The sequence below is a fragment of the Myxococcus sp. CA005 genome (genome assembly GCF_006518205.1).
Lineage (GTDB): Bacteria > Myxococcota > Myxococcia > Myxococcales > Myxococcaceae > Myxococcus > Myxococcus xanthus.
On sequence record NZ_SRLV01000014.1, the window covers coordinates 94126 to 117530 of the forward strand.

Annotated in this window: 17 protein-coding genes; 3 read left to right on the top strand and 14 right to left on the bottom strand. The window is 69.4% G+C overall.

What is annotated here, in order from left to right:
* Positions 1-10: 10 nt before the first annotated feature.
* The 8 genes from FMQ63_RS08995 to FMQ63_RS38335 all read right to left on the bottom strand — a co-directional run bounded on the left by FMQ63_RS08995 (position 11) and on the right by FMQ63_RS38335 (position 10565).
* On the bottom strand, positions 11-838 hold the full coding sequence (locus tag FMQ63_RS08995; RefSeq protein WP_011557163.1) for an SDR family NAD(P)-dependent oxidoreductase: 828 nt from the start codon (positions 836-838) through the stop codon (positions 11-13).
* Positions 835-1605, bottom strand: coding sequence for a lysophospholipid acyltransferase family protein (locus FMQ63_RS09000; protein WP_011557162.1), 771 nt, complete (start codon positions 1603-1605; stop codon positions 835-837). The genes FMQ63_RS08995 and FMQ63_RS09000 overlap by 4 nt, the downstream gene beginning before the upstream one ends.
* Entirely contained in the window at positions 1602-2570 is a 969-nt protein-coding gene (locus FMQ63_RS09005) for a 3-oxoacyl-ACP synthase III family protein (protein WP_011557161.1), read from the bottom strand. Before FMQ63_RS09005 ends, FMQ63_RS09000 begins: the two co-directional genes overlap by 4 nt.
* Positions 2567-4429 (bottom strand): patatin-like phospholipase family protein, encoded by a 1863-nt coding sequence (locus tag FMQ63_RS09010; protein WP_225909637.1) that lies wholly within the window; start codon positions 4427-4429, stop codon positions 2567-2569. Before FMQ63_RS09010 ends, FMQ63_RS09005 begins: the two co-directional genes overlap by 4 nt.
* A gap of 69 nt (positions 4430-4498) precedes the next feature.
* Positions 4499-7621 (bottom strand): efflux RND transporter permease subunit, encoded by a 3123-nt coding sequence (locus FMQ63_RS09015; protein ID WP_011557159.1) that lies wholly within the window; start codon positions 7619-7621, stop codon positions 4499-4501.
* Between the two features lie 9 nt (positions 7622-7630).
* Positions 7631-8788, bottom strand: a complete 1158-nt coding sequence (locus FMQ63_RS09020) for an efflux RND transporter periplasmic adaptor subunit (RefSeq protein ID WP_011557158.1) — start codon at positions 8786-8788, stop codon at positions 7631-7633.
* On the bottom strand, positions 8776-10242 hold the full coding sequence (locus FMQ63_RS09025) for a TolC family protein (RefSeq protein WP_011557157.1): 1467 nt from the start codon (positions 10240-10242) through the stop codon (positions 8776-8778). Before FMQ63_RS09025 ends, FMQ63_RS09020 begins: the two co-directional genes overlap by 13 nt.
* Before the next feature lie 197 nt (positions 10243-10439).
* Positions 10440-10565: a hypothetical protein gene (locus FMQ63_RS38335; RefSeq protein ID WP_011557156.1), complete on the bottom strand. Its 126-nt coding sequence runs from the start codon at positions 10563-10565 to the stop codon at positions 10440-10442.
* Between the two features lie 276 nt (positions 10566-10841).
* Between FMQ63_RS38335 and FMQ63_RS09030 the strand changes: the two genes are divergently transcribed.
* On the top strand, positions 10842-11102 hold the full coding sequence (locus FMQ63_RS09030) for a hypothetical protein (RefSeq protein ID WP_020478043.1): 261 nt from the start codon (positions 10842-10844) through the stop codon (positions 11100-11102).
* A gap of 503 nt (positions 11103-11605) precedes the next feature.
* Here FMQ63_RS09030 and FMQ63_RS09035 read toward each other — a convergent pair.
* Positions 11606-15784: a hypothetical protein gene (locus tag FMQ63_RS09035; RefSeq protein ID WP_011557153.1), complete on the bottom strand. Its 4179-nt coding sequence runs from the start codon at positions 15782-15784 to the stop codon at positions 11606-11608.
* 272 nt (positions 15785-16056) lie between these two features.
* Between FMQ63_RS09035 and FMQ63_RS09040 the strand changes: the two genes are divergently transcribed.
* Together FMQ63_RS09040 and FMQ63_RS09045 are read left to right on the top strand one after the other, a co-directional pair.
* A complete protein-coding gene (locus FMQ63_RS09040) occupies positions 16057-17298 on the top strand; it encodes an AAA family ATPase (RefSeq protein WP_171452198.1) in 1242 nt (413 codons plus the stop codon).
* Positions 17299-17414: 116 nt separating this feature from the next.
* Positions 17415-18242, top strand: a complete 828-nt coding sequence (locus tag FMQ63_RS09045) for an alpha/beta fold hydrolase (RefSeq protein WP_011557151.1) — start codon at positions 17415-17417, stop codon at positions 18240-18242.
* 33 nt (positions 18243-18275) lie between these two features.
* Here the strand turns inward: FMQ63_RS09045 and FMQ63_RS09050 are convergent, their stop codons facing one another.
* The 5 genes from FMQ63_RS09050 to FMQ63_RS09070 form a co-directional block, all read right to left on the bottom strand.
* A complete protein-coding gene (locus FMQ63_RS09050) occupies positions 18276-19073 on the bottom strand; it encodes a sterol desaturase family protein (protein WP_216608450.1) in 798 nt (265 codons plus the stop codon).
* The gene (locus tag FMQ63_RS09055; RefSeq protein WP_020478045.1) at positions 19073-19264 is read right to left on the bottom strand and encodes a hypothetical protein; all 192 of its coding nucleotides are present in this window, start codon (positions 19262-19264) and stop codon (positions 19073-19075) included. The genes FMQ63_RS09050 and FMQ63_RS09055 overlap by 1 nt, the downstream gene beginning before the upstream one ends.
* Positions 19265-19419: 155 nt before the next feature.
* Entirely contained in the window at positions 19420-21654 is a 2235-nt protein-coding gene (locus tag FMQ63_RS09060) for a hypothetical protein (protein ID WP_011557147.1), read from the bottom strand.
* Positions 21651-22427, bottom strand: coding sequence for a DUF3142 domain-containing protein (locus FMQ63_RS09065; protein ID WP_011557146.1), 777 nt, complete (start codon positions 22425-22427; stop codon positions 21651-21653). The genes FMQ63_RS09060 and FMQ63_RS09065 overlap by 4 nt, the downstream gene beginning before the upstream one ends.
* 70 nt (positions 22428-22497) lie before the next feature.
* The gene (locus FMQ63_RS09070; RefSeq protein WP_011557145.1) at positions 22498-23295 is read right to left on the bottom strand and encodes an ABC transporter ATP-binding protein; all 798 of its coding nucleotides are present in this window, start codon (positions 23293-23295) and stop codon (positions 22498-22500) included.
* Positions 23296-23405 lie beyond the last annotated feature (110 nt).

Below are 23405 nucleotides of genomic sequence, written 5' to 3' on the forward strand. Positions count from 1 at the left end.
CAGGTCACGTTCACGGATTCAGCACCAGGTCCAACAGCCGCAGCGTCATCCCACCGGTGAAGTCGATGGTGGCTCCGTTGAACCAGCCCGCCTCCTCACCGGCGAGCACCGTGACGAAGCGGGCCACGTCCTCCACGGTGCCCATGCGTCCCGCGGGATTCATCCTCGCGTGGGCCGCCTCCAGGCGGGCCAGGGCCCCGGGCGAGTACACGTGCTTTAGCGCGGGCGTCATCACCGTGCCGAACTTCAGCAGGTTGACGCGGTGTCCTCGCGGTCCCAGCTCCATGGCCAGGTAGCGCACGTACATCTCCAGCGCCGCCTTCGACGCGCTGATGAGCCCTGTGTTCCCCAGGTGCGTCTCATCCAGCGGATTCTGCAGACCGAGAAGCCGGGCCTCCGGCGCCAACATGTCTTCATTCACCAGGGCCTGCACCCAGAAGACGAACGAGTGCGCCATCGTGTCGAAGGTCCGGCGGATGCGCCGCGCGTGCAGCCGGTCCTCGCCCTCGGACAGGAATCGCCCCACCGAGGCACCCGCAATCGAATGCACGAAGAGCTTCACGCTCCGAGGCCCGGCGACCTCCCGCAGCGCCGCCACGCCCGCCTCCGCGGCCTCCGGTGAAGACGCATCCGCCTGCCACAGCACACCGCGTCCACCGGCGTCCCGAATCCGCTGCTCCAACTGCACGGCACCTTCCGCGTACCGGCCCCGGTGGACACCAAAGACATTCAACCCGGGCTTTCGAGTCACCGCCTCCGCGATGGCCGCGCCCGTGCCAGACGAAGCTCCCAGGATGAGCGCCCACTCCCGCGCCTCGGAACCCTCACCTTCCCTCATTGCACTGCCTTCCGTCTGCTGCCCTTGTCCACGTCGCGAGCCTTGTCGAGCAGCCGCTGCACCGCGTCCGCCACTTCCTGATGCACCGCGCGCATCGCGTCCCGGTTGCCCGCGTCGAAGCCTGGCTCCAGGTGGCGCGTCAGCGGCTCGCCCACCCACTGCGTCATCTTCACGGGGAAGGGAAGCGACAAGGGCCACAGGCCCGTGGCACCCACGCCCAGCCACAGCGGCAGCCGCGCGGGCATGCCCACCCGCCGGCCCAGCGCGTACCCGTCGTTGAGGCCCACGTACGCGTCGTCCATGCCGCAGCCGCCCACGGGGACAATCGGCAGCCGGTAGCGCACTGCCAGGCGCAGGTAGCCCATGCGCTCGCCCCAGTCGACGCGGTAGCGGTGGCGGAAGTCACGGCAGCCCTCACGCGTGCCTCCTGGCTGCAACAACACGTGTTCGCCGCGCGCCACCGCCTCGGCCAGCCGCGGGTCATCCCCCGTGACGAAGCCCAGCCCGTCCGCCACCGCGCGCATGCCCGGAATCGAATCGAACGCGCCGTGCGCCACGCCGTGCGGCAGATAGCCCAGGCGTTCGTGGAGCGTCACCGTCAGCATGCACAGGTCCACGGCCAGGGGGCGCCCGTGGTAACCGACGATGAGCTTCGCGCCGGGGCGGAGCAGCGGCTCCAGGTTCACCACCTCGTAGCGGTGATACCGGCGCAGCAGCCGGAACGCTGTCAGCCAGGCCCTCAGGGGCCAGCCGCCTGCCTGTTTCATCCGCCCACCTGGTACAGCACCGCGCCGTGGGCCACGCCCGCGCCCACGCCCACCAGGAGGATGCGGTGCCCTGGCTTCACTGGACGCGTGCGCAGCAGCCGGTCCAGGCTGGTGCCCAGCGAGGCCGAGCCCACGCTGCCCACCGTGTCCACCACGCGCACGCTCCGTTCCGGTGACACCTCCAGCGCCTGGAGGATGGCCTCCAACATGCTGCCGTTCGGCTGGTGCGTGAGCACCCACTCGACGTCGTGAAGGGTCACGCCGGCCTCGTCCAACGCCGCGCGCGCCGCCCGTACCAGCGCGTCCAGCGCGACGCGGGTCATCTCCTGGCTGGGCGTCAGGAAGCGCATCCGCTCCAGCTTGCCGGTGGCCGTCGGGTTCTCCAGCACGACGTCCGTGGGCAGCGTGCCGTCATTGCCCAGGGCCACGCCCAGGACGCCTTCTCCCGAACGGCCCGCGCCCATCACGGCGGCGGCGGCGGCGTCGCCCAGCACCAGGTAGGGGCGGGGCTCCTCGGGCGTGGTGGTGCGCGACAGCAGCTCCACGGACACGATGCCCACCGGCCCCAGCCCCGTGGCCACCGAGCGCGCCGCCAGGTCGAAGGCGCTCAGGAAGCCCATGCAGGCGTTGCTCAGGTCCATCGCGTCGCAACTTCCCGACAGGCCCAGCGCCGCTGCCACGCGGTTGGCGGTGGCGGGCGTGGTGACGTCGCCGCCCATGGAGGTGACGCAGAGGATTCGGCGCAGGGCTCGGGCCTCCAGTCCCGCCGCGTCCAGCGCGCCCCGCAGCGCCTGCGCCGCCACGTCCGCGGCCTTCGTCCCCGGTGGTGCGAAGTGGCGGGTGAGGATGCCTGTCTTCCGTGCCACCTCCGCGGCGTTTCGTCCCACGCGCGCGCACAGCTCCGCGGTCGTCACGGCGGGGCCGGGAAGGACACTGGCTGTGCCCAGGATGCGAACGGGAATCATGCGGCTTGCTGTCCTCCTGGATGCGCGTGGGCACGGACACCCCGGGCTTTGACCTGGAGCCAGTGCTGCTTCATCTCCTCCAGCCGCTTCGCGAGCGACGCATCCGCCGCCGCCCGTCCGAGGATGTCCCGGGCCTTGGTGAACTCCATGGCGGTCAGCAGCGGTGCCTCCGCGGATTGGATGTCGTAGCGGACGTCCGCGAGCAGGCTCTCCACGTCACCACTGCGGTGCAATAGCAGCACGCCACTGGCAGCCAGGTCCAGCGCGCGGGCCACCGGATTGAGTCCCGCCAGGAAGCGCCCCAGGCCGGACTGCCGCCGCGGGGACGCATGCCGGACGCCGAAGGGGAAGATGTTGCTGGAGAAGATGACGTCCGCGCCCGCGTTCAACAGCACGTGCGCGGGCACCATGCTGGTGAAGGCGCCGTCCACGTACCGCGCGGGAGGCACCACCGTGGGGCCCCAGATACCCGGCGCCGAGCCGCTGGCGCGCACCGCCAGGGCCACCGGCCCCTGCTCCAGCGCCACGCAGTCTCCGCTGGTCAGGTCCGTCGTGACAGGCAGGAAGCGGATGGCCAGTTCCTCCAGGCAGAGCCGGCCCAGGTCCTGCTCCACGAAGCGTTCCAGCGAATACGTGGTCACGATGGCGGCCGTGGCGGCCAGGGTGAGCTGCCGGCTCATGGCCCGCTCCTCCAGCCGTCGCAGTCCTTCCAGACCGTCGTGCCCATCCAGCGCGCTGCCGCAGAAGTACGCGCCCACCAGCGAGCCCATGCTGGCGCCGCTGACGATGTCGATGGGCACGCCCTGGCTCACCAGCCAGCGCAGGATGTGGACATGGTAGAAGCCCCACACGCCACCGCCACTGAGCGCCAGGCCCACGCGACGGTGGGTGAGGGCTCGGGCCCAGCGGGAGAGTGCGTCCCGCTCGGCGGGGCTCAGCACCGTGGCGTCCAGCGGACGGTCATCCACGAGCACCCGCGCCATCCTGTCCAGGCTCAACCGCAAGGGGCAGGGCGGAAGCCACTGGGGATGCAGGGACTTGCCACTCAACTCCGATGCGCGTGACGCACGGCCAGGCTCCACCACCACGGTGGGAAGCACGCGAGGGGCCGACGCCTTCCGCGCGTCCAATGTCGTCACCAGCCGCGCCGTCTTCCCCGGCATCCCGATGTCCGCCACGCGGCAGCCGTCGAGCAGGACGTAGTGGAGGCCGTGCTCGGCCGTGAGCCGTTGGAGCACCGATGGGGTCAGCAGACCGGGACCGCCAGCTTCCGCTGGAGGCAGCGTGGCGCGCAGGACGCCATCCGCCCCCTTCGTGACGGGCGCGTCATGCCCGCCGGGTGCGCTCCGGAGCAGCAGCACGCGGTCGCCAAAGTCACGGTGGATGACCTTCGCCACCAGCTCGATGAGGGAGGACAGGGGCGCGCCGCGCACGTCGCTCTCGAAGGCGATGACCTCCGCTGGCGGACGGGGCTGCTCCTGCATACCGGTGGGCGCGTGCAGCAGGCTCGCGACAGCGTCCTTCGGAAAGAAGAGGCCCTCGGAGTCCGTCGCCGCCAGGATGGTGAAGGCGTTGCTACCGCTCGACAGCGCCTCCAGTCCCAGGGGCGTGCCGGGCTGGAGCGTCATCAGGAGCACGTCACCGCGCATGACCTCCAACTCGCCCTCCAGGAGGAGGGAGAAGCCCTCGGGGGGCTCGCCTTCCCGGCACAGCACCTCGCCGCGAGCCCAGGACACGTCCTGGCCCTTGCCCAGCAGTTGGAGCAGCGCGGTGTTGCCATGGTGCCGGAGCCCGGGCGCACGTTTGAGCGCATAGAGCCGCTGGCGCCGCCGGTCATCGCGTGACGGGAAGTGAGACATGGCAACCCGCAGGATAACGAAGCCCCTCCGGCGGGGCATCCAGGGGGCCCCCAGGTCCCAGGCCAGCACTCAGGGTGCGTGGGGCTTCGGTGGGCGGACGCGGAGCCTGGCGGCCTCCAGCACCACGTACAGCACGGGGATGAAGATGAGGTTCACGAAGGTGGACAGCAGCATGCCGCCGAACACGGTGGTGCCCAGGGACTTGCGCGCGGAGGCCCCCGCCCCCGAGGCCAGCATCAGCGGCACCACGCCCATGAGGAACGCGAAGGACGTCATCAGGATGGGCCGCAGGCGCGTCTGGGCGGCGTGGATGGCGGCGTCCTCGACGCTCCGGCCTTCGTGGCGGAGCTGCTCGGCGAACTCGACGATGAGGATGGCGTTCTTGCTGGCCAGACCCACCAGCATGACGAGCCCGACCTGGCAGAACACGTCGTTCTGGAGGCCGCGCAAATTCTGCAGCCCCAGCGCGCCCAGCATGGCCACGGGGACGCCCAGGAGGATGACCAGGGGCAGGGCGAAGCTCTCGTACTGCGCGGACAGCACCAGGAAGACGAAGACGACGCCCAGCCCGAAGATGAGCAGCACGCTGCGGCCCGCCTCCTTCTGCTCCTGGGACAAACCCGTCCATTCGAAGGTGTAGCCCACGGGCAACGTCTTGCGCGCCACCGCCTCCATCGTGTCCAGGGCCTGCCCGGAGCTGGAGCCCGGCGCGGCCTGCCCGTTGATGGTCGCCGAGCGGTACAGGTTGTAGTGCTGGATGTTCTGCGCGCTGGTGATGGGCCGCACCTGCACCAGTGACTCCAGCGGCACCATCTCTCCCTTCGCGGAGCGGACGTAGAGCGCGTCGATGTCGCGCGGCTCGTTGCGGAACGGGACGGCGGCCTGCACGTACACGCGGTACACGCGGCTGGCGAAGGTGAAGTCATTCACGTACTGGCTGCCCAGGTAGACTTGCAGCGTGGAGAAGACGCCATCCAGCGGGACGCCCATTGCCAGGGCCTTCTCCCGGTCCACCTGCACGTCCAGGAGTGGCGTGTTGGCGGTGTAGGAAGAGAAGACGCCGCGGAGGCCCGGGTCCTGGCTGGCCGCGCCCACCAGCATGTCCGTCGTCTGCGCGAGCTGAGCGAGCGTTCGACCGCCTTGCTGGTCCTCCAGCACGAACTCGAAGCCGCCCACGCTGCCCACGCCGCGGATGGCGGGGGGCTCGAAGGGCAACACGCGCGCGCCGCCAATGGCCATCAGCGGGTGTCGCAGGCGCTCCACCAGTCCCGCCACGCTCTGGTCCGGCCGCTTGCGCTCGTCCCACGGGTGCAGGTTGACGAAGAGGGTGCCGTAGTTGACGCCCGTGCCCAGCAGCGAGAAGCCGCCCACGGTGAAGATGTCCGCGACCTCCGGCTGCTGGCGCAGCACGTCCTCCGCCTGGAGCAGCACATTGCGCGTGTAGTCCAGCGACGTGCCCTCCGGTCCCTGCACGGCGATGATGAGGTAGCCCTGGTCCTCGCCCGGGATGAAGCCCGTGGGCGTGAGGCGGTACACCAGGATGGTGCCGGCCAGACACACGACGAAGGCGATGACCACCGGCCAGCGCAGCGGTCCGATGAGCTTCGCCAACATCCGGCCGTAGGCGTCTCGGAACGCGTCGAGCCCCCGGTCGAACATGCGGAAGACCTTCCACTTCTGGCCTTCGTGGGGCCGCAGCAGGATGGCGCACAGCGCGGGGGACAGGGTGAGCGCCACCAGCGCGGACAGGCTGATGGAGAAGGCCAGGGTGAGGGCGAACTGCCGGTAGATGATGCCGGTGGTGCCGGGGAAGAAGGACACCGGCACGAACACCGCGGACAGCACCAGGGCAATGGCCACCAGCGCGCCGGCGACCTGCTTCATTCCCCGGTGGGTGGCCTCGCGAGGGCCCACGTCGTCCTGCTCCATGGTGCGCTCGACGTTCTCGATGACGATGATGGCGTCATCCACCACCAGGCCCGTGGCCAGCGTGAGGCCGAAGAGCGTCAGCGTGTTGATGGAGAAGCCGAACGCGTTGACGAAGAGGAAGGTACCCACCAGCGACACGGGTAGCGTGGTGGCCACCACCAGCACGCTGCGCCAGCCGTGCAGGAAGATGAAGATGACCAGCACCACCAGGAAGATGGCCTCACCCAGCGTCACCAGCACCTCCTCGATGGATGCCTGCACCGCCGCCGTGGTGTCGAAGGCGCGCTGGTAGCGCATGCCCGGCGGGAAGTTGCCCTTCAGCCGCTTCAGCTCGGCGACGATGCCGTCGCGCACGTCCAGCGCGTTGGAGCCGGGGAGTTGGAAGATGCCCAGGCCCACGGCCTCGCGGCCGTTGAAGCGCAAGAGCTGTCCGTAGTTCTCCGCGCCCAGCTCCGCGCGGCCCACGTCCTTCAGCCGCACCAGCGAGCCGTCCGGCCCCTGCTGCACCACGATGTTGCCGAACTCCTCCGCGGACGTGAGCTGCCCCAGCACGCGCACCGTGAACTGGTACGTCTGGCCCGGCGGCGCTGGCGGCTGTCCTACCTGTCCCGCGCCGATTTGAACGTTCTGCGCGCGCAGGGCGTTCACCACGTCCGTGGCGGCGAGCCCACGCCGTGCCAGCTCAGAGGGGTCCAGCCACAGCCGCATGGCGAAGCGCCGCTCGCCGAATATCCGCACGTCGCCCACGCCCGTCACGCGCAGCAGCGCGTCCCGGATGAAGACATCCGCGTAGTTGCTGAGGAAGCCCGTCTCGTAACGGTTCTCCTCGTCGAACAGGCCGAAGGCCATGAGCAGCTGCGTCTGGGCCTTGGTGATGGTGACGCCCAGCGCGTTGACGGCGGCCGGGAGCTGCGCGGACGCGGTGGCCACGCGGTTCTGGACGTCCACCGCGGCGATGTCCAAGTCCCGTCCCGGGTCGAAGGTGACGGTGATGGTGCTCACGCCCGTGTTGCTGCTGGTGGAGGAGATGTAACGCATGCCCTCCACGCCGTTGAGCTGCCGCTCCAGCACGGTGGTGACGGCGCTCTCCACGGTCTCCGCGGAGGCGCCGATGTACGTCGCCGTCACCTGCACCACGGGCAGCGACAGGTCAGGGTATTGCTCGATGGGCAGGATGGGGATGGAGATGGCCCCCACCAGGGTGATGATGATGGACACCACGCTGGCGAAGACGGGACGGCGGATGAAGAAGTCGGTGAACATGGCGGCCCCTCACTGTTCCGGCGGGGTGCCGCCGTCGGTCCCGCTGCCGCCTACGCCAGGAGGTGGCTTGCGCGAGGGGGCCTTGGGTTGGATGGGCTGGCCATCGCGGAGCATCTGGATGCCGCTGAGCACCACGGGCGTGCCCGCGTCCAGTCCGCCCGTCACCTCGTAGTCATTGCCGGAGACGAGTCCCAGGCTCACCGGCGCCCGCTGCGCCACGGTGCCAGCGTCCGAGTCCCGAACCACGAAGACGAAGGACTGGCTGCTGATGCGGGTGACGGCGGAGGTCGGGACGCGCAAGGCTTCCCGCGTGGCATAGACGACCCGGGCGCGTACGAACTGTCCCGCGCGCAGGCCCACGGTGTTCTCGAAGGCGCCGCGTATCTCCACCAACTGCGTGGTGGCGTTGGGCGTGGGCGCCACGAAGAACACCGGCGCGGACACCACGAGCCGGCCCTCCGGGTCCAACACCTCCACGGGCGTGGTGCCCACCCGGACGGTGCCTGCCCGCTCGACGGGAATCTGGACGGACAGCTCCAGCGTGTTGCTCTGGTCCAGTGTGGTGAGGGCCGTCTGCTGCGTCACGAAGTCGCCCACGTTCACCGGGTAGTCGCCCACGATGCCGGCGAAGGGCGCGCTCACTTCGTAGAATCCGAGCTGGACCTCCTGGGCCTGCACCTGGGCTTCGATGGCACGCGCGCTGGCCTCGGCTTGCACTGCCTGCGCCACCGCCTGGTCATGGTCCTGGCGGCTCTGGAGTCCCTCCTTCAGCAGTTGCGCACTGCGCTTGCGCGTCTGTTGGGCGTACTCTCGCTGCGCCATGGCGGCGGCTTGCTGCGCCTGGGTGGCGCGCAGGCCCGCGCTTTCTCGCCGGGGGTCCACCACGAGCAGCACTTCCCCCTGTTCGACGCGTGCTCCCGGCTTGAGCGGAATCGACTTCACGTAGCCAGCGACCTGCGGATAGACGGTGATGCTGCTGCGGGAGATGAGCGCGCCCAGGTACTCGTTGGACTCGCGCACCTCGGCGGGGGCCAGGCGCTCCACCTCCACCGGCATGGGCTGGTTCGTGGCCGCTTGGCCTCCCTGCGGCCCCGGGTCTCCCTGCGAGCGGCAGCCCGCGAGGAGCAGAACGGCGAGCCCCGTGCTCCACGTCCTCACCAATCGCATGCCGCCTCCGTGAGAAACGCGGCGACCCGTGCCTGCTCTAGCTCGAACTCGCGCACCACCAGCAGCAGCTCCGCCTGGCGGAGGTCCGACGCCGTCTGGATGAGCTCCAGGCTGGTTCCCGTTCCCACCTCGAAGCTGCGCCGGGTGAGCCGGTCGTTCTCCTCGGCCAGGGCGCGTCCCCGGCCCGCGATGCGCGCGGCCGCGTCCGCGACCTCCACGGCGCGCCGTGCCTGAAGCACCTCCACCGAGGCCGTGCGCTCCAGCTCCACCAGCCCCTGCTTCGCCACCTCCACGCCCGCGCGGGTCTGCCGCAGTTGGCCCTCACGCGCGCCGCCATCCCAGAAGGGCAGCACCAGGCTGGCGCCGATGTTCCACACTGGCACCGTCACGAAGCCCTCTTCCACGGTGAGGGCCAGGGTGGTGCTGGTCAGCGCGAGCGTCGGGGCATAACGCGCCTTCACTTCTGACACCTGCCGTTCGGCCAGCGTGCGCCGCGAGCGCGCCACCGCGATGTCCGCGCGCCGGTCGAGCGACTCCAGTTGCTGGCAGTCCCGCCGCGAGTGCTGGAGCAGGGTCTCCAACTGGACGCCCCGGACCAGGCCCACGCCTCGAGGAATGCCCAGCACGAGCCCCAGCGTCTCACGGGCCTTGCGCAGGGTCTCGTCACCCAGGACGACGAGGTTGCGCGCCGTCTCCGTGTCCTGCTGCACGCGCACCACGTCCAGCCGCGTGCCCGCGCCCAGCTCGAAGCGACGCTCCGTGAGGGCCAGCCGCTCCAGCGCGGTGCGGAGGTTGACGCGGTTGACCTCGGCCATCCGCTCCTGCGCGGCGACGAGCACCAGTGACTGGGCCAGCGCGCTGGTGAGCTGGCGCCGCGTCTCCGCCAGCGACAGGTTGGCGGTGCGCCGGGCCTCGCGCGCGGTGCCCAGCGCGATGATGGACGGGAGGTTGAACAGGGGCTGGGTGGCGTTCAGCAGTCCCAGGAAAGGCGGGCGGGTGAGGCCCGGTGACTGGGCGCCGCCGACGTCGCCGCCGATTCCGCCACCCACTCCGCCGCCACCGCCGCCACCCCCCAGGAGCGGCGTCGCGTCGGGATTGAGCACGTTGTACTGGACGGAGACGGTGCCGGTGAGCGTGGGCAGCAACGCGGCCAGGGCGATTCGCTGCACGCCCGCCGCGGCCTCCACCTGGGCGAGCGCGGTGTACAGGCGGGTGGAGCGTTGACGCAGCAGTTGCAGCGCCTCGTCCCAGGTCGCCACTTGCATGTCGGCCGGGGGAATGGGTTTCAGCAGTGGGTCGGACACCGGGAACCGCGGTGGCTCGGGTGTCTCCGAGGAGAGGGCGGGAGCGCGGGCCGCGGGTGGCTCCACGCCCGCATCGGTGCCGGGGCCCGCCTGGGCCAGCAGGAAGCTGGGGGCGTGGGACAGGAGGGCTGCGAGCAGCAGGGCATTCATGGGAGCGCGCGCACAGGTAGGAAGCGCGTTGCCCAGCCACCACGGCCGGCGGGGCTGCCCTGCGTCTGGTGGACAGAAAAAGGGACAGGGCTGCGTGTCAGTGCATGAAGAAGGGCAGGACAGACAGCCCGTGGGGCAGGGCCGCTGTCATGCCCGGCCTCCGGGGGTGATGCGACCGCGCGGGCTTGGACAACAGCTCAGAGCTCCGCGTCCCAGTCGTAGTCGAAGCGCAGCATCGCCGTGAGGGTGCGTGCGTCCGTTCCCGGAAGGCTGGGCGCGAGGGTGGTCCTGCCACCGGCCGAAAGCAGCGCTGGGGGCAGCACGCCTGCGAAGCCTCGCGCGTTGCGTACTCGCAGTCGAGGTTGGCGATCATGTCGAACGAGGGGCCCGATAGGCCAGCCGTCCGCCCGCGTGGTCGTACAGGTCGGTGTCCGGCCCGTCCTCCGCCGTCATCTCCAGTCGCAGGGCGGGAAGATGCAGACCTCACCGGGGCTGGTGCAGATGCCAAGGCGCTAGACAGGGCGCTCCGTGTCGCTGCATCACGGAACCCTCATGGATGGCGCATCCTTGCGCCCTCCCACCGCCGCCATGGAGTCGGAATGAGAGTGGAAGAGTTTCGCCGTGCCCTCGACAAGCGGAGCGCCTCTCGTGGGCTGGAGGTGGTCTTCCACCCACCCGCTTCAACCGAGGCACTCCAGGCGCTCTCGGAGCGGCTTGGCGGACCGCTTCCATTCCAGGTCGAGCTCTTCTTGCGCGCGCATGATGGACTCGTCGTGCGGGAGCCCGCGCTGAGCGTCCTGCCCTGTGCGCAGTGGGTGCCGGTGGGGGGCTTCGTGCATTTCGCCACGTTCGACGGCTAGCATCGGCTGGGCTTCGACACCCGGAGCCGGAATGACGCCGACCAGTGGGACATCGTCCATGTCGATACGGGCGACCGCGTGACGCTGACGATGGCCAGCTTCTGGTCCAACAAGGTGTTCGCGTGGGTGGACAAGCGCCGGCCCATCTGGGAGTCCCAGGGGGGCATGCCGCCGTGCGGCGCGAGTTGCCGCTGAAGCGTCCAGGGAGCCAGTCTGCCGGTTGATGCTCGAGCTCCAGTGGCTCCAGGTTCACCAGTTCCGCACGGTGAAGTCCGGGACGCGGTTGCTGGTCAGCCCGTCCCTCAACCCAGGGCCAATACGAAACTGGCCCACGCCCGCGCCGTCGTCATCGCGGATGTCTGCGGCGCGAGGGTGGGAGCTCGGGCCGCGGGGCTTGCTCGGCGCTGGGAGACACGCTTCCCGGGACCGCCGTCTGGAATGTGCGGTCCCGAGAAGGTGGGCAGCGGCCCCCTCCGGTGGGGAGGGGGCCGCCTACGGCATCATCAGTGCGGCTCTCCAATCATGAGGCCGCGGTCCGACGTCGGCAGGGTGTAGTCATACCCGTAGATGTGCTGCCGGTACGTGTGGAGCGAGGTGATGCTCCAGTTCGTACAGGTCAGCCCCATATCCGTGTACCCGGAGCGGCACGCGGAGTGGCAGCTCGTTCCGTCATCGCGGTCGCCCGTTTTGCACTGGCTATGCCACCACGTGGGCACCGTGAAGGACCAGTGGGCGGCGTTCATGCGGCAACTGGGGCCGGAGCGGGTCGGGTGGGTGCTGACGCCATCGTACCCCCACACGAAGTTGCCAATGCGGTCGGCCACCATCCAGGGCTCTGCGTCGGTGTCGAGGCTCACCAGGTTCAGCCAGCTATCCAGGTGCGTGCCGGTCGAGTTGTTGCGGTACTCCTCCCAGGGCAGGCAGTTGTCCCCCACGCCGCTCCCGCCTTGCTTGTAGTGGGCGGCATGCGAGTTCTTCCCGACGTAAACGACGGGGTGCGTGCCGTCCTCCACCTGGAAGCCTCCGCGGCTGGCGAGCCGCGTGTAGCGCTTCCCGTGCATGGAGAAGGTGACGGCCGCGATGGTGGACTTGTCCTCGCTCAAGGTCACCGTGACGTCTTCCCAGTCGCCGTGGTGGGTGCCGCGGCCGTATTCGTCGCACGCGGACTGATAGCCGTAGAACCACCAGTACTTGATGCGCACCTGCTGGCCGCACTCGATGAGTTGGTAGTAGGTGGGAATCGTGCCCGTCCCCAGCGTGGAGGCGTCCGTGTTCTGGATGATGCCCTGCTGCGGGTTCACGACCGCCGCGTCGTAGAAGACCTGGGCCGACATGGGGTAGCCGCGCGCGGACCCATCAAAGCGCAGTCGAGGCGCGAACTTCGATTGGAGGGGCTCGCAGATGTACAACGGGTTGTCCGTGCCCTGGGCTCCCGACACCTGCGTGGGGGCAAACCCGCGAGGGCAGGACACGGCGCTTGTCGTGGGGTTCGGCGCCTGGACGCCATTGACATGGCCCCACATCCCCGCGAACGCATACGGCGAGCGTTGTCCGGGGACATGGGGGCGGTAGCACGCGTGGAGGTCGTAGTCCTGTCCGTGGGTCCCGAGCACCTTCTGGGATTGGAACCCCGCCGGACACGCTTGCGCGTTCGTATACGGGTTGTTCACGGCGTTGTGGTTGACGTAGCCCCAGAGACCGCCGAAGTCGAGCGCCGGCTCGGTGTCTCCCCAGTTGGGCCGCGTGCAGACGGAGAGCGGCCAGTCAACCGAGTCCGTGCCCGACACCTGCGTCTGGACATGGCCGTCCGGACACGTCGCCGTGCCCGTCACGGGGTTGGGGACCGTCTCCCCTCCATTGATGGAGCCGATGAAGCCGCCGAAGTCCCAGCCGGGCGCGTGGGCCATGCAGAAGTAGAGCGGGTGGTCGACGTTGGAGGTGCCGAGCACCTGGGTCTTCTCGAAGCCGCTCGGGCACTCCGTGGTGGCCGTCGCGGGGTTTGGGACCGGGGCGGCCTGGACCGTTCCATACATGCCGCCAAACCGCGCCATCTCCGGTGTGTTCGCGGCATGTGGCCGGTAGCAGACGTGCAGTTCATGATCGAGCCGGTTCGTGCCGAGCAGGCGCTGGTCGGCGTAGCCGGCCGGGCAGTTGGCGCTGTTTGTGATTGGGTTCCTCACCAGGGTGTTGTTGACATAGCCCCACATGCCACCAAAGTCGTAGAGCGGAGCCCCTCCCTCCAGGGACGGCCTATGACAGAAGTGTACGCTCCAGTCGCGCCCATGGGTGCCATACGCCTGTGTCTTGGTATAGCCCTCCGGGCAGGAGGCGGCGCCGGTCGCCGGGTTCGGTGAGAGCGTGCCGTTATTGAAGAAGCCAAAGGCTCCGCCGAAGTCCAGGCTCTTGGCCGGCAGTTCGCAGAAGTACACTGGGTGGTCGATGTGCGCGGTCCCCAGTATCTGCCTTGGGATGAAGCCCGTGGGGCATGAGGTGGTGCTCGTCGTGGGGTTCGACGCCGGAGCGTCGTTGACGTGGCCCCACATGCCGCCAAATGGATACGGAGGCACTGTCCCGGGCGCGTGGTGCCGGTAGCACAGATGGAGCTCCGAGTCCTGTCCTGCTGTCCCGAGTATTTTCAGCGCGGCGAACCCAGCCGGGCAGGACCTCTCATTCGTGTATGGGTTGTTCACCCAGGAGCCGTTGACGATGCCCCACATTCCGCCGAAGTCGAGCGCGGGCTCAGCGTTGTCCCAGCTCGGCCGGGAGCAGAGGAAGAGCGGGGCGTCCATGGTGCTGGAGCCCTGTACCTGGGTCTGGACATATCCGTCCGGGCAGGACGTGGCGCCCGTCGCTGGGTTTGAAACAGGGCTGCCACCATTGAGATAGCCAAAGACTCCACCGAAGTCCCACTTCGGCGCGCGCGTCATGCAGTAGTACACGGGATGGTCCACGCCCTGGGTCCCCAGTACCTGCGTCTCCACCGCGCCAGGCGGACATGCCGTCGTGCCCGTCGCGGGGTTGGCCACGGGGAGCTGATTGACATGGCCATGGATGCCGCCGAAACGGTTCTCGGGAATCCGCCCCGGGACATGCGGCCGGTAACACAGATGCAGCCCGTAATCCTGGTTGTACGTGCCGAGCAGTTGCTGCGCTGTATAGCCAGCCGGACACCGGGCCGCCTGAGTGATGGGGTTGACGACCGGTTGCGCGTTGACATACCCCCACATGCCGCCGAAGTCGTAGAGGGGCGGGCTCCCCTCGCGTGAGGGCCGCTGACAGATGTGGACATCCCAGTCGCGCCCCCAGGTCCCAAGGACCTGCGTCTGGGTATAGCCGTCCGGGCAGGAGGCGGCGCCGGTCGCCGGATTCGGTGAGAGCGTGCCGTTGTTGAGGCGGCCGAAGGCTCCGCCGAAATCCAAGACATCCGAACGCGGCTCGCAGAGGTGCAGCGCCGCGTCGACACCGGATGTGCCAAACACCTGCTTCGGAGTGAATCCCTTGGGACATGACGCGGTGGCCGTCACGGGGTTCGGCACCTGGCTGCCCTCGACGTGACCCCACATGCCGCCAAACGGGAGCGTCGGGCCCGTTCCGGGGACATGGGGCCGGTAGCAGGCGTGGAGGTTGTGATCTTGCCCCATCGTCCCGAGGACCGTCTGGGCCGTGAACCCCGCCGGACAGTTTTGCGCATTCGTATACGGATTTTTCACGGCGGTGTCGTTGACGAAGCCCCACAGTCCGCCGAAGTCGAGCTCCGGCTCGGTGCCGTCCCAATTGGGGCGGGCGCAGAGGTGGAGCGGTTGGTCGACGGCGCCCGTGCCCAGCACTTGCGTCCGCGAATATCCGTCCGGACAGTTCTCCGTGTCCGTCACGGGGTTCAGGACAGGCTCACCGCCGTTGCGTGTGCCGATGAATCCGCCGAAGTCCCAATGGGACGCTCGGGCCATGCAGAAATAGAGTGGGTAGTCGACGTTGTGGGTGCCGAGCACCTGCGTCTGCTCAAAGCCCTCCGGGCATGACGCCGCACCGGTCGCGGGGTTCTGCGTGGCCGCGGCGTTGACAAACCCATGTGCGCCGCCGAAGCGGTACCCTGAGAGCACTCCCGGGACATGCGGCCGGTAACACAGATGCAGCCCGTAATCCTGGTTGTACGTGCCGAGCAGTTGCTGCGCTGTATAGCCATCCGGACACCGGGTCGCCTGGGTGATGGGGTTGACGGCCGGTTGCGCGTTGACATCCCCCCACATGCCGCCGAAGTCGTAGAGGGGCGGGCTTCCCTCTTGTGAGGGCCGCTGACAGATGTGGACATCCCAGTCGCGCCCCCAGGTCCCAAGGACCTGCGTCTGGGTATAACCCTCCGGGCAGGAGGCGGCGCCGGTCGCCGGATTCGGTGAGAGCGTGCCGTTGTTGAGGCGGCCAAAGGCTCCGCCGAAATCCAGCCCTCGTGGCACCTCTAGCGCCGCCCAACTCTGGCTCACGGCCTCGTCCGAGGTCGCTGGCTCGTCTGAGGTGGCTGGCTCGACAGCGCACGCGGCGAACAGCCCCAGGGTGGCCACCCAGCCCAGCGTCCACTGCCTGCGGGGATTGGCCGCGACACGTGTTTGTGACAGGGCGCGCGCGCTCGTGGGCGGATGTATTGATGCTTGTGTTTCGTGAGGGATTCGCAGGTCGACTTCGCTCATGTGCTTTCTTCGTCGCTCCAGTAGCGCGGTGTCAGTTCGTGATGGACTGAGTGTGGAATTGCTGCTCTATCGTTTTTATTCGACTTGGCTGGATTTTGGTGGCTTTTCGGTGTGGACATCCCGAGGTCGGAGCGGACTCAGTCACTCGGTCTTTTCCAGAAAGGTGTTCGCGTGGGTGGGCGAGCGCCGGGCCCACCTGGGGTTCCCAGGGGATGTGTCACCGTGCGGCGCGAGTTGACGCTGAATCGCCCCGGGCGTCAGTCTCCCGACTGATGCTCAAGCTCCAGTGGCTCCAGGTTCACCAGTTCCGCTCCGTGAAGCCCGGGACGCGGTTGCTCTTCAGCCCGTCCCTCAACGTGCTGCTCGGAGAGAACGGCACCGGAAAGTCCACGCTGCTGGACCTCGCCGCCGCCGTGGTCAGCTCGGACTTCACGCCGCTGCGGCATGAGGCCTTCGACCTCGAATATGCACTGGCCGCGGACACCGGCCGCATCACCGTGCGCGTGCGCAACGTGCCCTCGGGCGCGGAAGGCACGAGCGGCCTGTCCATGGACATCACCGTGGCCCCGCGCGACATGGCCTGGCCGCTGGTCATCCACCGCGAGGGCCAGCAGCTCCGCGTCTCTCGCGAGGACGACACCACCGACGTCGTGCATGAGCGCATTGCCCCCGAAGTCGGTGGCCGGCTCTGGCTCGTCTTGATGACGGGCGGCATCGCCTGGGTGGAGAAGACGGGCGAGGGCACCGCTTCCGTCGAGCCGATGCTCGCCATGGCGCGCGAGGTCTCCGCGCAGGCCGACCTCCACCGCTTCGACGAGGGGCTCGCCCACTTCGACCAGCTCTGGCGCGCCGAGCTGCGGCTCTCCCGTCGAACGGAGGGCGTGCTCGCCACGGGCACGGGCGTGGCCTCGGAGGACCTGCTCGACGGCCTGCGCAAGGTCGCCGCCGCGCAGTGGGGCGCCTCCCGCTACGTGCTGTCGTCGGAGAACGTCCCCTTCCTCCGTGACGCCGCCCGGCTCCTCGGCTTCGCGTCCGCGGAGGCGCTCCTGTCCCCGCTGGAGACCCAACCCCAGGGCAAATACGAAACGCTGTCCCTGGGAAACCTGGACCTCTGCTTCGTCACCGCCGCCGGCCAGCGCCTCTCCGCCCGTCAGCTCGGCTACGGACAGAAGCGCCTGGTGGCCTTCCTCCACTACCTGGCCCACGCCCGCGCCGTCGTCATCGCGGATGAGGTCGCGCACGCCTTCCACCCCCGGCAGGTCCGCGCCATCCTCGAACAGCTCGAACCCCGGCAGGCCCTGCTCACCAGCCAGAGCCCGGAGCTGCTCGACAGCCTCACCTTCGACTCGCCCGAGCAGGTGCGCTCCACCTTCGTGCGCTGCCGCCGCGAGGAGGACACCGGCCGCCTTGTCTGGGAGAACCTGTCCCCTGAAGCCGCTGGGGACTTCTTCACCGCCTGGCGCGCCGAGCCCCGCCGCGTGGGCGAGCTGCTTCAAGCCAAGGGGCTCTGGTAGCCAGTCGCGTGGGCCCCGCGGGCAGCGGGACGTCATCCGGCCAACGGCTCCGCGAAGGGGGGACCCGTCCGTGCGTGTCGCTCGCCTATCCTCGCCAGCCGGGGAGGGTGCCGCGCATGCCGATGCTGACCGTCAACAGAACGGACCTGTACTACGAGGACTCGGGTGGAACGGGCGTGCCCGTCGTCTTCAGCCACGGCTTGCTGTGGAGCTGTCGCCTCTTCGATCCGCAGGTGGAAGCGCTGTGCGGACGTTACCGCTGCATCGCCTATGACCACCGGGGCCAGGGCCAGAGCGCCGTGCCTCCGGCGCGCGTCATCGACATGGAGACGGTGTACCTGGATGCGGTGGCGCTCATCGAGCGGCTGGGCGTAGGGCCCTGTCACTTCGTGGGCCTGTCCATGGGCGGCTTCGTCGGCATGCGCATCGCCGCGCGGCGGCCGGACCTGCTGCGCTCGCTGGTGCTGATGGAGACGTCCGCCGACCGGGAGCCCCTTCACAACGTGCCGCGCTACACGCTGCTCAACCTCACCGCGCGCCTGGCGGGCCTGCGCCCGGTGGCGGACCCGGTGATGCGCATCATGTTTGGCCGCAGCTTCATGACCGACCCCAATCGGGCCGAGGAGCGCAGCCGCTGGCGCACGCGCCTCATGGAGAACCGCCGCGACATCTGGCGCGCCGTCAACGGCGTCATCGAACGGCGCGGCGTGGCCCACGAAATCCCACACATCCGCGTGCCCACGCTCGTCGTCGTCGGCGCCGAGGACACGGCCACCGTCCCTGCCAAGGCGCAGCGCCTGCACCGGCTCATCCCCGGCTCACGCCTGGTGACCCTGCCGCGCGGAGGGCACTCCTCCACCGTGGAGGAGCCCGCGCTCGTCAATGCCACCTTGGGAACATTCCTGGACGCGCAATTAGAGACGCGGACCTCCAGGGCGGTGTGACGGATTGCCGCGAGCGGGAACGCGAATCCCAGCTCAGCGTGGCGTATTCCTGCTGTCAGTTGCCCGCGTCACGGGCGAGAGGAGCTGGGCCCAGAAGCGCCGGGGAAACGGCTCCACGAGCCCGAGCGGATACTGCTCGGGCCCGGTGGGACGGTAGTAGGTGCCGAAGAGCCAATCCGTCCACGGCGCGAGGTTGCCGAAGTTGTGCCGTGTGTGCCGTTCGCGCGCGTGGTGCCAGTGGTGGAGTTCGGGCGCGCCGAAGAGGAAGCCCAGCGGCCCCAGCGGTAGCCGGACGTTGGAGTGGATGAAGATGGCCCACACCCCGCGGAAGGCGATGAGCATCGCCAGCGTCCCGAGCGGAAAGCCCATCATCATCGCGGGGAGGTTCACCACCAACTGCGTGAGCAGTCCGTCCACGGGGTGCTCGCGGTGCGCGGCGAGCCAGTCGAGGTGCTCAGCGGAGTGATGGACGGCGTGGAAGCGCCAGAGGAAGTCCACCTGGTGTGACAGTCGGTGGAAGCCGTAGACGAGCAGGTCGCAGAGCACCACCGCTTCGAGTGCCTGAAGCCACCAGGGCTGGCGTGCCACGGCGGCCTGGAGCCCCGATAGTAGGTCCAGGTGCAAGAGCGCCTGCACGTGGCTCAGCATCAGCAGCGCCAGCGGCGCGAGCACCAGGTACTGCGCCACGAAGTAGGCGAGGTCGGTGCGGAACGCAGGCCGCAGCAGGGGCTGGCCCGGCCGCGCGGCCCAGGCCTTCTCCAAGGGCCAGAAGACACACGCGAGCACCCCGAAGGAAATCGCGGCCCCCCCGCCTAGGACCTCCAGGCTCATCACGGCGTGGCCGGGGGCGCCGCGTCACCGTCATCGTGGGCGTGCAGGCCGCCCTCCGGCATGCCGAACAGCGGGCGGATCTTGGTCCCACCGAAGAAGGTTCCAGCCGCCGTCAGCACCACGAAAACCAGCAGGAGGACCGCGAGGACCACCGTCACCGTACGAAGAACCTTGCTGCCTTGTGAGTGCATGGACACGCGTACTCCCGTTGTCCGGGAGGCTACACCACGCGTGCCATTCGAACGCAAACGCACGACATCTCAGCGACTGGGAAGAGAGTCCGGACAGTCACTCCACATCCCGACCGCATCCGCCAAGCCACCCAGCGTGTGCTGTAGGCGGGACGTCAATACACGTAGGGCGTGCGCTTCGCCCAGCTCGTCTTGCCGTAGTGCTTGTGGAGATAGCGGAACGCATCCCGTGCCTCGCGCGTGGCCTGTCCGCAGCCGCGCTTGCTGGCGCGGACCGCGCGGAACAGGGCGATGGGCGAGCGCGGGTCCTCCGGGTGGGCCTGGGCCCAGGCCATGGCGACGCGGGCGAAGTAGGGCACCGAGTTGCCCGCGTCCTGGAGGGCCTTCCACTCCCGCGCCGCGTCCGGTGCGTCGGGCGTGTCCTCGAAGTGTACGGAGGGCACGCTCGCGTCTGGCTTCGGGCCGCACCACCAGTTGCGCTGGTAGGAGATGTCCATGGTGAGGCTGAGGTTGGGATGCGTGTTCGCCAGCCGGTCCTCGCCCGGGTAGAGCCGCGCGGAGACGACGGGCAGTCCCATGAGGAGCAATTGAGCCTCGAATTGACGCTCTTCGGGCGTGGGCTTGCCGACGAGCGCCAGCAGCTCCGCCTTCGCCTTGGGCTCCGTCTCCGCCAGGCGCTTCGCCACGGCCTGAATCGTCGCGTCGTCACCCGCGACGGTGGCGCGCGCGAAGGCGGTCCACATGAGCTGCCGCCGAAGGGCGGGAGGCAGGATGTCCCCCGCCGCCAGCTCACCCATGCGCTTCGCCGTCAGCCGGGGTTCCAGCATGGCCACGGCACGCGGGCTGAAGAACCGGGGCCGTTCGGCCAGCGGCGTGGTGTAGGGCTCGGAGTAGCTGCTGGTCATTTCATAGTCGGCGATGATGTTGAAGGCTTCCCGCATGGCCTCGTCCAGGTCTCTGGCCACCGCGAGCCGCTCCTCGCGCAGCAGGTTGTCCGTGGAGGGAAGGTCCCGGGTCAGCTCGGCGGGCACCGTCGCGAGCCGCGCCCGCGCCGCCTCCACCTCGCCTCGGCCATGCAAGAGCCGCGCGGCATGGTACGCCACCATCAGGCCGGCGGGAGACGTGGGCGCGACCTTCGCGGAGGCGGCGAGCAGCTCCGGCACGCCCGGAGCGTCCGGCGTCGCTTTGCTCAGCGCGGCGACGAGCCACGGCAAGTGCGCCGTCTTCTTCCAGCGGGCCAGGGCTCCGTCGTATTGCGCGCGGCGCTCCGCATCGGGCGCCGCGCTGTAGGGCGTGTCCTTCATGGCGTTGAGCCACGCCTGGAGCGCCTCGGCGGGCGCGGGGAGGCCCTCGCAGGTGCTCGCTTCCCGCAACATCAGGTCGAGGTCGCCCAGCTCCGAGGCGAGGGCGGTGCCCGTCCCGGGTTCGAGCACGTGTGACAGCAGCTCACAGTGCCAGGTCTTGGGGCGCAGCCGGTAGCGCACCAGGCTCCGCAAGCCGCGCGCGGGCGCATGGACGCTCCGCAGCTCCGGGGATGCGAGCACGTCATCGAGCACCCGGTCCGCCTCGCTCAGCCGCGAGAGGAAGACGGCGTCTTCCCGCGACTCGAAGTGATACTCACCCTTCTTCTCCATCAGCGCCTGCCGGACATGGGTGCGCGCCACGAGGTAGGCGGCGAGCGCCCGGTAGGGCGATTCCTGCGACGCAGCGAGCTTCTGGAACGAAGACAGGGCGCCGGGATAGTCGTCGCAGTAGAAGCGCGAGGCCGCCTCCTGGTAGGCGCGCTCGTCCCGCCGGCGGGCCTGCTGCTGCGCGCTCACGCCTTCATCCAGCCGCGGGTCAGGCTCCGGCAGGATGGCGCACGGGCCGAAGACGGTGTCCTGGTTGCGCACCCACTCCTCCACCAGCGCGGGGTGCTTCTTCCACGCCTGGGCCAGGTCGATGGCGGTGTTCGCGGCGCGCTGGAACGCGTCACCCTGGATGCGGGGGACCTGTGCGTATTTCACCTGCCGGGAATGCTCGGGCGAGGCTTCCAGGAGCTGAGGCGCCACCTGCTTCCGTACCGCCAGCCAGCGCTGGAATCCAGGTGTCAGGGAGAGGTGCTCCGGCAACGCCTGGTGCATGAGCTCCCAGCGCGTCACCAGGGGCTGTTGCTCCTCGGGCGTGGTGGGAATGCCCATCATCGTCCGGTAGGCGAACGCGAGGTAGGCGGTGCGCATCGAGCCGTGCACCACGCCCAGCCGCCCGGCAGCGAAGGTGGAGAGCGGCCAGTCGGGATGGCTGCTGGTGACGAACACGGGCCCGGCGGAGTCGTAGGCACACGCCCGCGCTTCGGTGGGGGCGAGCAGGAACGCGAGGCCGCTGGTGACGGTGATGAGCAGCTTCTTCATGGATGGAGCTCCGCGACCGCGCGCGTGAACGCCTCGGGCGTCCAGGGGCGGGGGTTGAAGACATAGAGGGTGGAGACGCCAGGGGGCACGGCCTGCCACTCATCGAGCGCCAGCCCCACGCTGCCCCGGCAAGGGGCGGGCAGGCCGCGCGCGAAGCGGGCCCGCCACGTGGGGGCTTCCGGGCCCATGCGGAAGAGCTGGGGCACCACCTCGTCCACGGGCGCGTGCGTCAGCCAGCTTCCGGGCGTGCACCATGAGGCGAGACCGGTGATGGACAGCGCCATCGATGGGGGCAGCTTCTGACGGAGCGCCTGGAGCAGCGCGACGTAGGCGTCGTATTCGGACGCGCGGGCATCGAAGTCAATCTGGAGCGCCGTCAGCTCCGGAAGGCGCGCCAGCGTGGCGAGCCGGTCCGCCAGCGCGTGCAGTCGCTCGGGCGGGTACCGCGCGAGCGACGCGCCCGGATGGGCTTCCATCCGCACCGTGGCCCGCAAGGGTGTCCCGGGCGGGACGTGGAGCGGCTGCCGGCGCGGGTGTTCGCGCACCTCCGTCTCCGTGAGCGCGAGCGTGGCGCGCAGGAAGGCCACGCTGACCGGGCGCCCCGTCCGCGCGAGGAAGCGGAGGTCTTCCGGCCGCTCCCAGGCCCAGAGCACCACCCGTGGAGGCTCCGGCGGCGGCGTGGGCGTGCTGCACGACATGAGCACGGCGAGGGTGGCCAGCAGGCCGCGCCGTGTCCGGGGTGCCACGAGGGGCGAAGGGGATGGGAGAAGCATCGTGGTCGTCGGGCCGCACTCGCGCGGTGGACCGGCCTGTTTGCAACGCGCGTTCCGGGTGCGCGCCGCCTCAGGCCTGGGCCGCGCGCTTGTTCTGGGCGCGGCGCCGGAGCCAGTTGCGGAGGAAGGCCATCACCGCGGGGTGCTGTGACTCACGGAAGGCGTCTGGCGGGCCGTACTCCACGATGCGGCCTTCGTGCATCAGGGCCAGGTGGTCCGCCATGCCAAAGGCGGAGGCCACGTCCGGCGTAATCACCAGCGAGGTGGCGCCGAGCTGCTGCTTGCCGGTGGTGATGATTTCATTCACCGCCGCGGTGGTGAGTGGATCCAGTCCGGCGGTGGGGTCGTCGTAGAGGAGAATCTTCGGCTGGAGGATGGTGGCGCGCGCGAAGCCCACGCGCTTCTGCATGCCGCCGGACAGCTCGCCGGGGAAGCGCTGCGTCGCGTGCGACAGGCCCACGCGCTCCAGCGTCTTGTTCACCGTCTCGGCGATTTCCGCCTCGGGCATGCGGGTGCGCTCGCGCAGGGGGAAGGCCACGTTGTCGAACACGGTGAGCGAGTCGAAGAGGGCGTTCGCCTGGAAGAGGATGCCCTGCTTGCGGCGCATCTGGTCGAGCGCGGCCTCGTTCATCCGCGCGATGTCCTCGCCATCCACCAGGACGGTGCCCCGGTCCGGCTGCAAGAGGGCCATGATGTGCTTCATCAGCACCGTCTTGCCCGACCCGGACACGCCCATCAGCACGCAGGTGGTGCCCTCTGGCACTTCCAGGTTCACCCCCCGCAGCGCCTGCTGGTCTCCGAAGGACTTGTGGAGGTCCCGCACTTCGATGGCCAGCTGGCGGGAGGACGGTGGGCTCGAGGGACTCATGGCCGCGCGAACATAGTGCGCGTCCGCCGCCTTCCGCCTCCAAGAAGCGGCTGCCTGGCGTGGGGAAGGGGCGCCCGGCCGCCCGGCTTCCATCCCGGTGTGGAATGGCG

What these genes read in the sequence shown, in the direction of transcription:
- FMQ63_RS09010 (WP_225909637.1), bottom strand. Translation starts at nt 4,429, where the DNA reads ATGTCTCACTTCCCGTCACGCGATGACCGGCGGCGCCAGCGGCTCTAT.
- FMQ63_RS09000 (WP_011557162.1), bottom strand. Translation starts at nt 1,605, where the DNA reads ATGAAACAGGCAGGCGGCTGGCCCCTGAGGGCCTGGCTGACAGCGTTC.
- FMQ63_RS09025 (WP_011557157.1), bottom strand. Translation starts at nt 10,242, where the DNA reads ATGAATGCCCTGCTGCTCGCAGCCCTCCTGTCCCACGCCCCCAGCTTC.
- FMQ63_RS09040 (WP_171452198.1), top strand. Translation starts at nt 16,057, where the DNA reads ATGCTCAAGCTCCAGTGGCTCCAGGTTCACCAGTTCCGCTCCGTGAAG.
- FMQ63_RS09030 (WP_020478043.1), top strand. Translation starts at nt 10,842, where the DNA reads ATGAGAGTGGAAGAGTTTCGCCGTGCCCTCGACAAGCGGAGCGCCTCT.
- FMQ63_RS09020 (WP_011557158.1), bottom strand. Translation starts at nt 8,788, where the DNA reads ATGCGATTGGTGAGGACGTGGAGCACGGGGCTCGCCGTTCTGCTCCTC.
- FMQ63_RS09045 (WP_011557151.1), top strand. Translation starts at nt 17,415, where the DNA reads ATGCCGATGCTGACCGTCAACAGAACGGACCTGTACTACGAGGACTCG.
- FMQ63_RS09050 (WP_216608450.1), bottom strand. Translation starts at nt 19,073, where the DNA reads ATGAGCCTGGAGGTCCTAGGCGGGGGGGCCGCGATTTCCTTCGGGGTG.
- FMQ63_RS09060 (WP_011557147.1), bottom strand. Translation starts at nt 21,654, where the DNA reads ATGAAGAAGCTGCTCATCACCGTCACCAGCGGCCTCGCGTTCCTGCTC.
- FMQ63_RS09070 (WP_011557145.1), bottom strand. Translation starts at nt 23,295, where the DNA reads ATGAGTCCCTCGAGCCCACCGTCCTCCCGCCAGCTGGCCATCGAAGTG.
- FMQ63_RS09055 (WP_020478045.1), bottom strand. Translation starts at nt 19,264, where the DNA reads ATGCACTCACAAGGCAGCAAGGTTCTTCGTACGGTGACGGTGGTCCTC.
- FMQ63_RS09005 (WP_011557161.1), bottom strand. Translation starts at nt 2,570, where the DNA reads ATGATTCCCGTTCGCATCCTGGGCACAGCCAGTGTCCTTCCCGGCCCC.
- FMQ63_RS09035 (WP_011557153.1), bottom strand. Translation starts at nt 15,784, where the DNA reads ATGAGCGAAGTCGACCTGCGAATCCCTCACGAAACACAAGCATCAATA.
- FMQ63_RS08995 (WP_011557163.1), bottom strand. Translation starts at nt 838, where the DNA reads ATGAGGGAAGGTGAGGGTTCCGAGGCGCGGGAGTGGGCGCTCATCCTG.
- FMQ63_RS09065 (WP_011557146.1), bottom strand. Translation starts at nt 22,427, where the DNA reads ATGCTTCTCCCATCCCCTTCGCCCCTCGTGGCACCCCGGACACGGCGC.
- FMQ63_RS09015 (WP_011557159.1), bottom strand. Translation starts at nt 7,621, where the DNA reads ATGTTCACCGACTTCTTCATCCGCCGTCCCGTCTTCGCCAGCGTGGTG.